The 7,458-nt window shown below is 59.2% G+C and carries 10 protein-coding genes and 2 pseudogenes; 5 read left to right on the forward strand and 7 right to left on the reverse strand.

What is annotated here, in order from left to right; translation table 11 throughout:
- The 4 genes and pseudogenes from JQ627_RS38700 to JQ627_RS38715 form a co-directional block, all read right to left on the reverse strand.
- On the reverse strand, positions 1-594 hold a 594-nt coding region (locus JQ627_RS38700; RefSeq protein WP_212489571.1), incomplete at its 3' end, for a carbohydrate porin.
- A gap of 146 nt (positions 595-740) precedes the next feature.
- Positions 741-1,316: a DUF1003 domain-containing protein gene (locus JQ627_RS38705; RefSeq protein ID WP_212489572.1), complete on the reverse strand. Its 576-nt coding sequence runs from the start codon at positions 1,314-1,316 to the stop codon at positions 741-743.
- Positions 1,279-1,806, reverse strand: coding sequence for a low affinity iron permease family protein (locus tag JQ627_RS38710; RefSeq protein WP_212489573.1), 528 nt, complete (start codon positions 1,804-1,806; stop codon positions 1,279-1,281). Before JQ627_RS38710 ends, JQ627_RS38705 begins: the two co-directional genes overlap by 38 nt.
- Before the next feature lie 48 nt (positions 1,807-1,854).
- A pseudogene (locus JQ627_RS38715) lies at positions 1,855-2,094 on the reverse strand (oxidoreductase); the annotation flags it as partial.
- Between the two features lies 1 nt (position 2,095).
- Between JQ627_RS38715 and JQ627_RS38720 the strand changes: the two are divergent.
- Together JQ627_RS38720 and JQ627_RS38725 are read left to right on the forward strand one after the other, a co-directional pair.
- On the forward strand, positions 2,096-2,284 hold the full coding sequence (locus JQ627_RS38720) for a hypothetical protein (protein WP_212489574.1): 189 nt from the start codon (positions 2,096-2,098) through the stop codon (positions 2,282-2,284).
- A gap of 451 nt (positions 2,285-2,735) precedes the next feature.
- A complete protein-coding gene (locus JQ627_RS38725; protein ID WP_212489575.1) occupies positions 2,736-3,206 on the forward strand; it encodes a nuclear transport factor 2 family protein in 471 nt (156 codons plus the stop codon).
- Positions 3,207-3,831: 625 nt separating this feature from the next.
- Here JQ627_RS38725 and JQ627_RS38730 read toward each other — a convergent pair.
- Together JQ627_RS38730 and JQ627_RS38735 are read right to left on the reverse strand one after the other, a co-directional pair.
- Complete coding sequence (locus tag JQ627_RS38730) at positions 3,832-4,077, reverse strand: hypothetical protein (protein WP_212489576.1); 246 nt, start codon at positions 4,075-4,077, stop codon at positions 3,832-3,834.
- A gap of 14 nt (positions 4,078-4,091) precedes the next feature.
- On the reverse strand, positions 4,092-5,021 hold the full coding sequence (locus JQ627_RS38735; RefSeq protein ID WP_212489577.1) for a Ku protein: 930 nt from the start codon (positions 5,019-5,021) through the stop codon (positions 4,092-4,094).
- Positions 5,022-5,188: 167 nt separating this feature from the next.
- Here JQ627_RS38735 and JQ627_RS38740 point away from each other — a divergent pair, with 167 nt between their 5' ends.
- The 3 genes and pseudogenes from JQ627_RS38740 to JQ627_RS38750 all read left to right on the forward strand — a co-directional run bounded on the left by JQ627_RS38740 (position 5,189) and on the right by JQ627_RS38750 (position 6,637).
- Positions 5,189-5,563 (forward strand): hypothetical protein, encoded by a 375-nt coding sequence (locus JQ627_RS38740; RefSeq protein ID WP_249143749.1) that lies wholly within the window; start codon positions 5,189-5,191, stop codon positions 5,561-5,563.
- A 20-nt stretch (positions 5,564-5,583) separates the two neighbouring features.
- Positions 5,584-6,010: pseudogene (locus JQ627_RS38745) on the forward strand (hypothetical protein).
- A 381-nt stretch (positions 6,011-6,391) separates the two neighbouring features.
- Positions 6,392-6,637 (forward strand): hypothetical protein, encoded by a 246-nt coding sequence (locus tag JQ627_RS38750; protein WP_212489579.1) that lies wholly within the window; start codon positions 6,392-6,394, stop codon positions 6,635-6,637.
- Positions 6,638-6,941: 304 nt separating this feature from the next.
- On the opposite strand, the gene JQ627_RS38755 is transcribed toward JQ627_RS38750, so the two are convergent.
- Complete coding sequence (locus tag JQ627_RS38755) at positions 6,942-7,139, reverse strand: DUF3606 domain-containing protein (RefSeq protein ID WP_212489580.1); 198 nt, start codon at positions 7,137-7,139, stop codon at positions 6,942-6,944.
- Positions 7,140-7,458: the final 319 nt, after the last annotated feature.

The following is a 7,458-nucleotide window of genomic DNA, read 5'->3' on the forward strand; positions in this document are numbered from 1 at the left end:
CGCAAGCGGTGGCGATGGCCCGCCGCTCGGCAGATTTAGGGAAAGACCGGCGGGCCAGCCCAGCGACGCATTGGTGAACACGTCTGTATACCTAGCCGTCATGAATTCCGAGTCGGCGGCAAGCTGCCCGGCCCTTAGCGCAAGCTTGTCGCCCCACTTCCGCTCAAGCCACATCTCATACAGGCGCGTGGTTGGCAGCGCCTCGATGCCGCTCACCACAAGAAAATTGAACAGACTTCCACGCGACAGGCCGCCCCCGTCGATCTGAAAAACATTGGCGTGGAAGGTGCCCCCGTTGAGACCCACAAGTTTCTGAAGATCAGCGTCCAAAGCGAAGTTGATGCGATCCTCATAGATCGAGCCCTGCTTCAATCCACCGACGGGATTGCCAAGAACTTCGCCGATGTATGTGACCGCAAACTTGACGCCGTGCTTCTCGAAAGGATTGGGAAGGAGACCGAGAGTAGTTTCCTGCACTGTGCTTTCGCCGGTGTCAGGATCGGCCGGCTTGAGGTCATCAGTCTTCTTATCCTCTTGGGCGTAAGCGGTAGCGCCCAAAAGGAGGAAGATGAAGGCTATAACCCACGAGCGCATGACGGAGCACCTACCGATGGAGGATCATGCAGGTTTTCCGGTCCGTTACAATCATCTCGCACATTCCCTACTTCCGGAGATGCAAAGCGGAACCTAATGATCGGCACTGTAGGCAGCCAACATGTGTTAGTCTCGAAGCACGCCCCTCACTTCGTCTCAGCTTCGTTCTCTCGGTTCTTCAGATCACGGGCGATCTGGTCGACCCGCGTCTCCTTGGCCAATTCGGTCATCTGATGATCGCCAGCGTCTGGCATGCGCAGATGCTGAGCGACCCGATGAAGCAGATCCAGCGTTCGCGTGGCCTCCTTCTCCGCCAATAGGTTGATTTGGAGCTCAAGGTAGTCGCGTCGCTCGGAGGTACGGTCCATCGCATTTTGCCGAATGAGCACACAGGATGTGAGCAGCACCGCCTCAAGTGAGAGAAACGTTGCAAGCAGCGGAAACGGAAATGGATCGATTGCCCAAGCTCGCAGAGCCGGTACGCTATTAAGCGCGATCCATCCCGTCACGACAAGCACTTGGAATAAAATGAAGTAGATCGTGCCAAAGAACGCGCCAATGGCGTGGAAGGCCCGATGAACGGGAGCTAACTCCTGCTCATCTTCTTTCTCGAGTTTGAGGACTGTTTCAATACTATCGGCCGCGGCCGGATCTTTCGCTGGCTCACGCGATGACGACAAGGCCTTAGCTCGATATTCGTTCAGCCGCCTGGCGGGCGGCATTGTCAGCATCCGCAACCGACCGGTCACCAGCCGCTCGGGCTTCGCACTTAGTGCGAATTTCCTCGAGCTCATCGTCGCTGAGGTGTTCGATACCCACGAGCGAGTTGCGCGCGGCGCCAACGCGGATCAATTCATCGAGTTTAACTTGGATGGCGGCACTGTCTCGATTTTGGGAGTTCTGGATGAGAAATACCATCAAGAACGTCACGATCGTCGTCCCGGTGTTGATGACGAGTTGCCACGTATCGGAGAAATGGAAGATCGGCCCGCTAAAGGCCCACACTATGACCACGCCGACCGCCAACAGGAATGTGGAAGCCCGTCCGGCCGCAATGGAGGTCCGGTTCGCGAGTTCGCCGAAGAACCGCGAAAGTGGCGCCAATTCCCAATGACTTTGCCCGCGAGCCTTCACCTTTTCCTCAGGTGCAATTTTCCAATCACCCTCTAACTGCCTCGGCGCTTCTGAGTTCCCATTCTGAAACTCACGCATTAGATCATATCGTCCGGAGCGGGCAGGCTCGCGATCCGCTCGCCGATCCTACTTTTCGGCTGTGCCCGGCTCCGCCATTTTGCGATGCTGCTTCGCGAGAACTTCGTTCGGCATGATGTTTTTGGCGACGGCGGACTGGATCTTGTTCTTCATGCCGGTCACGACGTCGCTCTCGCCATTCAGCATCGCCTTGTATGCGGTCTGGGCGACCATAGCGGCATCGTCCTTCTCCTCCGTGCCGACCTTCGTATCGAGCATGTAAGCGCGGCGAAAGAATTCGGTTTGCGAGTTGCTCCGCCTCAAGCCGTTCACGCCGCATGACCTGCGCCGGACAGCGGCAACCCTGGTCGGCGACCTCGGCTTCGACGATGCGTGGATCGCGAAGTGCCTCGATCATGCAGTCAGCAAGAGGGGTGACGTGATCGTGCCGACCGTGACCAGCAAGATCTACAATCACTCCAAGCAGATGAAGGAATAGCGCGCGGTGTTGGATGGCGTCGCCGCGGAGTTGAGGCGGATCATAAAGGACCCGCAAAGGCGCGTCCGCCAGGAGCCGTCGGACGAACGTAATGACGATGGTGAAGCAGGCCGTGCGGGAGAGAACGCCAGGGATGTCGATTGGAAGCTCCGCCGGATGATGAACAAGTAGGCCACCGCGCGCGAGCCAAGACACTTTCATCTGTGGCATGCGTCAATGTGCCTGTCTTTCCCGAAACAGTACCTGCATTCGCTGCATTCTCGAGGAATGCCGCGCCCGTCGTCGATGGTCAAGGTTGGCGCGTCAAGCCGTGCAAAATTGTGTATACTCGCAAACCGGTAGTGTTTCAGCCTGACGAAGAAGACGCCGCTCGGAACAAATGCAACGCAGCGTCCTATGTTGGGAGGACGTCGCGATGCAATTGTGCATCACAACCAGAGGGGAAGTTGTTATGAAGCGACGTTCATTGCTCTTGGCATTGTGTTCTTCCGCTTTCATCTCTGCACCGGCACTGGCCGATGAGGTCAAGCAGGAGGCTGAAAAAATAGCCGTCGCCTACACCGACTGCGTCGCCAAGAAAGACGCGGCCTGTGTCGCTGCGCTCTATGCAAAGGACGGGATCCAGATCAACCCGGGCGGTGTGTTTTCCGATCTCAAGACCGTATACGAAAACAACTTCAAGAACGGCACCGATCATATTGAGATCAGAGTCGACAACATGTCGGTCATCAACAACGATCTGGTCGTTGCCAACGGCGAGACGGACATCTTCGGCAAGGATCCTAAGAGCGGTGACGCCACTCAGGTCACGGTGTTCTGGGGTTCCATCAACATCCGAGAAGGCGGCGCTCTAAAAATCCGCCAGTTGACCGTCGGCATGAAGCCGCCCCCAGCTAAGGAAGCCAGCGCCGAGAAGAAGTAGGACGTCATCATGTCATAAGTCACCGCGCGCCCACCCTCTTTTGAGGGTGGGCGTTTGATTTTGTTGCACGGCGGTCCGAAGCGAAATACGCGAGCCTCGAGAGCTTCGATGCCTGACCTGATGGACTGCGCCCTGTCCGCGTGCTGCCGCTCGGCGGCGTCGAGGGCCGCCTGCGCTTTCGCCGTCGCCTTCTCGCGCCGCTCGCGCTCCTTTTGGCGGGCGGCCTCTTCCCACCGGCGCTGCGCTTCCTGGCGCTTCCGCTCCTTCTCGAAAGCGTCGGCCGCTTTTTGCGCCTCGCTCGCCGATCTTCTGCCCGGTCTTCTTCGCGGGCTTCGGCCGTCGCTTCTCGCGCCTTACCCCGGTCCCTTTCGAGATCGGAGGGCAGATCGGAATGCTCCGGGAAACGCCCGCTCGACCCGGCGGGCGCTTGAGGACCACGCCTGGCTTCGACATGGTGCGGCGACCACATCGAGATCGTCGTCCGCCTGGCGAAGTCCTGGTGAGAGATTGCTGCCGGCGCCCCAGGCCTCGAGAGCGACCTTCATCGAGGGTGCAGCGACTGCGAGGTCGTAGAAGCCCAAAGAGGTCTGGAACGTCTTGAGCTTCCGCGGCACGGCCAGCAAGACTAGCGCCGGCGCGCGACCCAGAGGCCGACCAAGAACGCCGCGAACAGCGACCGCAGCGGCGCCTTCACCGTCACCTCGCGCAAGCGATCGGTCCAACGTATGAGCTCGTCTTGCGAGGACATAGCAAGCGGGCGAGCACTCGCCTCAGTCCCGGCCCGCCTGGCGCCGGCAGCCAGCTCTGTACCATCGTGATCGTTCACCAGGCCGGATGCCTCCGTCATCGCCGAGGCGTCTTTCATGTCCATGGCGCTCTCCTCTCTTAAGCAGACTTACGCTGGGACCTGGCCGCCGGCTTCTTACCCAACGCTTCCTTCGCGGGTTTCTTGCCGCTGATCGGCATCAGCATTTCCTTCTGGCCGGCGGAGGGCTTCTTCGACTTCTTGGCGGGCTTCTTTTGCGCGGCTGCATCGGCCGCTGCGCCGCCCACGCTCTTGCGCAGCGCATCCATCAGATCGACAACGTTCTCGCCCTTTGGCCGCTCCTTCGGGCGGATGACCTTGCCGGCCCGCTTCTCGTTGATCAATTCGACCAGTGCGCTCTCGTAGTGGTCCTCGAACTTCTCGGGATCGAACGTGCCTGCCTTCTGGTTCACAATGTGTTTGGCGAGGTCGAGCATGTCTTTGGTGACTTTGACGTCCTGGATCTCGTCGAAGTACTCCTGCTCGCTGCGGACCTCGTAGGGGTAGCGCAGCAATGTCCCCACCAGCCCTTTCTCCATGGGCTCGAGAACGATGATGTGCTCGCGATTGGTCAGTACCACGCGGCCGATGGCCACCTTGTTCATTTCGCGGATGGTCTCGCGGATCACCGCGAAGGCGTCGTGGCCGACCTTGCCGTCGGGTCGTAAATAGTAGGGACGGATTAAATAGCGTGGATCGATGTCGCTCTTATCGACGAACTCGTCGATCTCGATCGTGCGGCTGGACTCCAGCGCGATCTCTTCGAGCTCTTCCTTGGTAACCTCGATGAACTGGCCCTTCTCCAGCTCATAGCCCTTCACAATGTCCTCATTGGGCACCTCATCGCCGGTGTCTGCGTCGACCTTGAGGTACTTGATGCGATGGCCTGTCTGCCGATTTAGCTGATTGAAGGAGATTTTCTCGGACTCGGAAGTCGCTGGGTACAGCGCCACGGGACAAGTCACGAGGGACAGACGCAGGAAGCCTTTCCAGTTGGCGCGGGGGGCCATGTACGCAGAACTCCAGTTTAGATGGCCTGGATTCAAGACGATTGAAAGCTGCCAGTTCCGACAAGGTCGACGTCAAATAAATAAGTCCAGCCTCCTTTGCTCGGACTCGACTTTTGTTCTCTTTATGTTCTAATTCCGCCATGAACGACCGACCTGCGAGCTGGCGTATGCCCAACTCGAAACAGATGGAAAATTTAGCGAGATCAATGGGTAACGAGGCCGCGAAGGCGGGTGCGCTTAGCCCGCAGGACGAGATGCCGGAGGAATACTGGCGCTCCGTCCTCAACGATCTCCCGGCTGACGCCAAGCCGGTAGGACGAGCCGCAGGACTTCGACTGTCCGAGCTCCCGCAGCACGTCCTGCGCGTTTCCTGCCGCCGGTGCGAGCGCATTGTTGAGATCCAGAAGGCGGACGCCGTCCGGCTCTACGGGCAACAAGCCGTCTGGAAGGAGGTTGGACAACGTTTGCCGAACAACACCTGCCAAAGCCGGACTGGCCGCTATGAGGAGGACGGCTGCTGGCCCGCCTTCGAGCCTGTCTGAATTGATCACCCGCGCCCCGCATGGCTCCGAAGCATCACCCGACGCCGCTCTCCGGTAGCGACCGAAAGGCCTTGGGCAAGGAGCTCGGCAAGGCACGCGCGATGACCACCATTCTGGCGGCTCAATCCGCCGCGGCTCGCGCCGAAGGCGAAGCGCTGATCAGGCAGGCCGACCGCCTCCTCTGCGAGAGTTGGAACGAACGCATGTAGCCAATCGATCCCTCGCCCACGGTCGATCAATGACTACCCTTGGCTTGAAATCCAGTGCTCCCGCTGCAAGAGCCGACGTGATGTTGATCTGGCTGCATTGCCGCACGTCTCTACAACCTTTGCGCACGACCTGGCCGGCAGGCTCCGGTGCAACAAATGTGCTAAGGCGGGTCGTCGGCCTTCCGCAACGCTGCTGCAGCTCGCGCACCACCCCCGCCCCTCTCCCTCCGAGGCGTGACGATGAGCAATCTTGTCTGATTGCGGTTGCTGGCACAAGGGTTCAGCTCGTTACCGACAGCCTGCGAGGCTCGCTCTTGTCTACGAGGTCGACGTTCATAGCCGCCTCACGATGGTAGTCCGAAGATCGGGAGCTGCTATCTACTAGGCGCGTGCTGAATACACAGAGATTGCAGCGCAGTCACCCCGACCTCGTCCTCGCAGGACGTCGTTCCGCCTTTTCGGCGGATCCGCCGAATTGCTAATCGATCATTGGCAGACGCTTCCGTTCGGCGCCGCGCCCTCAAGATCGGAACGCCGCCGTCCATAGGAACTTAGCCGCGCGGCTTCGGTTGGCTACGGTGTGGGATTCGACGGCCCTTTGCCAGCTCAGGAGATAAGGGTGACAAAAGCTCCTATCTCGAAGGCCGACCTCGAACGTATCGCGTTACAGGAAATCCGCAGTTTTCCCGGCTCCGAACATGTCCGCTCTGTGGAAGTAGAATGCGAGACCAGTGTCCCGCGCGACATCAACTGGAGACTCTACGTCATCGCGAACGATGAAGGCGACCTCGACCGCATTCAATACGCCGCAAAGGTCACAACCGAACGCTTGAAGCGCCGATATGATCTTCGGCCAGATACGTAACCCGATACGGCATTCTAATCTCGGCTCCTCTTCGGCCCCTCAACTTCTTCGATAATCCCCTCGACGTCCGTCAGATCGACGCCGTCGGTCCTATTGCACTCGCACGGCATGCCGCGCCGCACTGATAGCCTCCAGGCTGTTCGGTCCAAGCGCGGTCAGGGTGGTTCTCACAGGCCCAGCCGAGCCCGTGGCAGATGGGACAATTGGAGTCAGTCAATGAATGATACGAGTAAAGGTTATCATAAGACCGGACATGCAAACGGCGATTGCGATATCGATGTAGAACAGGAGCCACTCGCGGTCCTCATTGCGCATCTGCCTCTTTACCCAACTCCTTACGGACTGTAGCTGCGGAGTTGCCCACCTTATCGATTGCTTTCTGTAGCTCTTCACGGGTCACCCCGAGGGCATGCGTCCAGTACTTCACCTCGTGAGCCTCATGCATGTTTATCTTGCTGCGGTCGGGCCGACCTCGCTTGGTGAGATTATCAGTCACGTCCATCCTCCCTATTTTGGGGAAGAGAACGCTGCTAGGAACGGCGCGTTCCTCCTTAATCCCATCAACGAGCTGGCGCGCAGCAGACCTTCGGAGGTGATGTCCCGGTACTCGACGTGCAAAGAATATCGGCTCCGCCCAGGTGGCCTTGGGCTTCCTGACGGCCTTCGCGTCGGGCGCCCTGCGGCCGCCGACAGCTTTCCCTGACTACCGTAGCACTGTGATCAGCACATAGACGGCCACGGCGGCCCCGAGACAGCGCCGCCAAGGATTCACGCCTCGGACAATCTCGTCAGCAGCCCAGACAAGAAGTCCTCCTTTGAAG

The organism is Bradyrhizobium liaoningense, assembly GCF_018130785.1.
Classification (GTDB): domain Bacteria; phylum Pseudomonadota; class Alphaproteobacteria; order Rhizobiales; family Xanthobacteraceae; genus Bradyrhizobium; species Bradyrhizobium liaoningense_A.

Coding starts and splice junctions, on each gene's coding strand:
- JQ627_RS38710 (WP_212489573.1), bottom strand. CDS start 1,806: ATGCGTGAGTTTCAGAATGGGAACTCAGAAGCGCCGAGGCAGTTAGAG.
- JQ627_RS38705 (WP_212489572.1), bottom strand. CDS start 1,316: ATGCCGCCCGCCAGGCGGCTGAACGAATATCGAGCTAAGGCCTTGTCG.
- JQ627_RS38735 (WP_212489577.1), bottom strand. CDS start 5,021: ATGGCCCCCCGCGCCAACTGGAAAGGCTTCCTGCGTCTGTCCCTCGTG.
- JQ627_RS38740 (WP_249143749.1), top strand. CDS start 5,189: ATGCCCAACTCGAAACAGATGGAAAATTTAGCGAGATCAATGGGTAAC.
- JQ627_RS38725 (WP_212489575.1), top strand. CDS start 2,736: ATGAAGCGACGTTCATTGCTCTTGGCATTGTGTTCTTCCGCTTTCATC.
- JQ627_RS38755 (WP_212489580.1), bottom strand. CDS start 7,139: ATGGACGTGACTGATAATCTCACCAAGCGAGGTCGGCCCGACCGCAGC.
- JQ627_RS38730 (WP_212489576.1), bottom strand. CDS start 4,077: ATGGACATGAAAGACGCCTCGGCGATGACGGAGGCATCCGGCCTGGTG.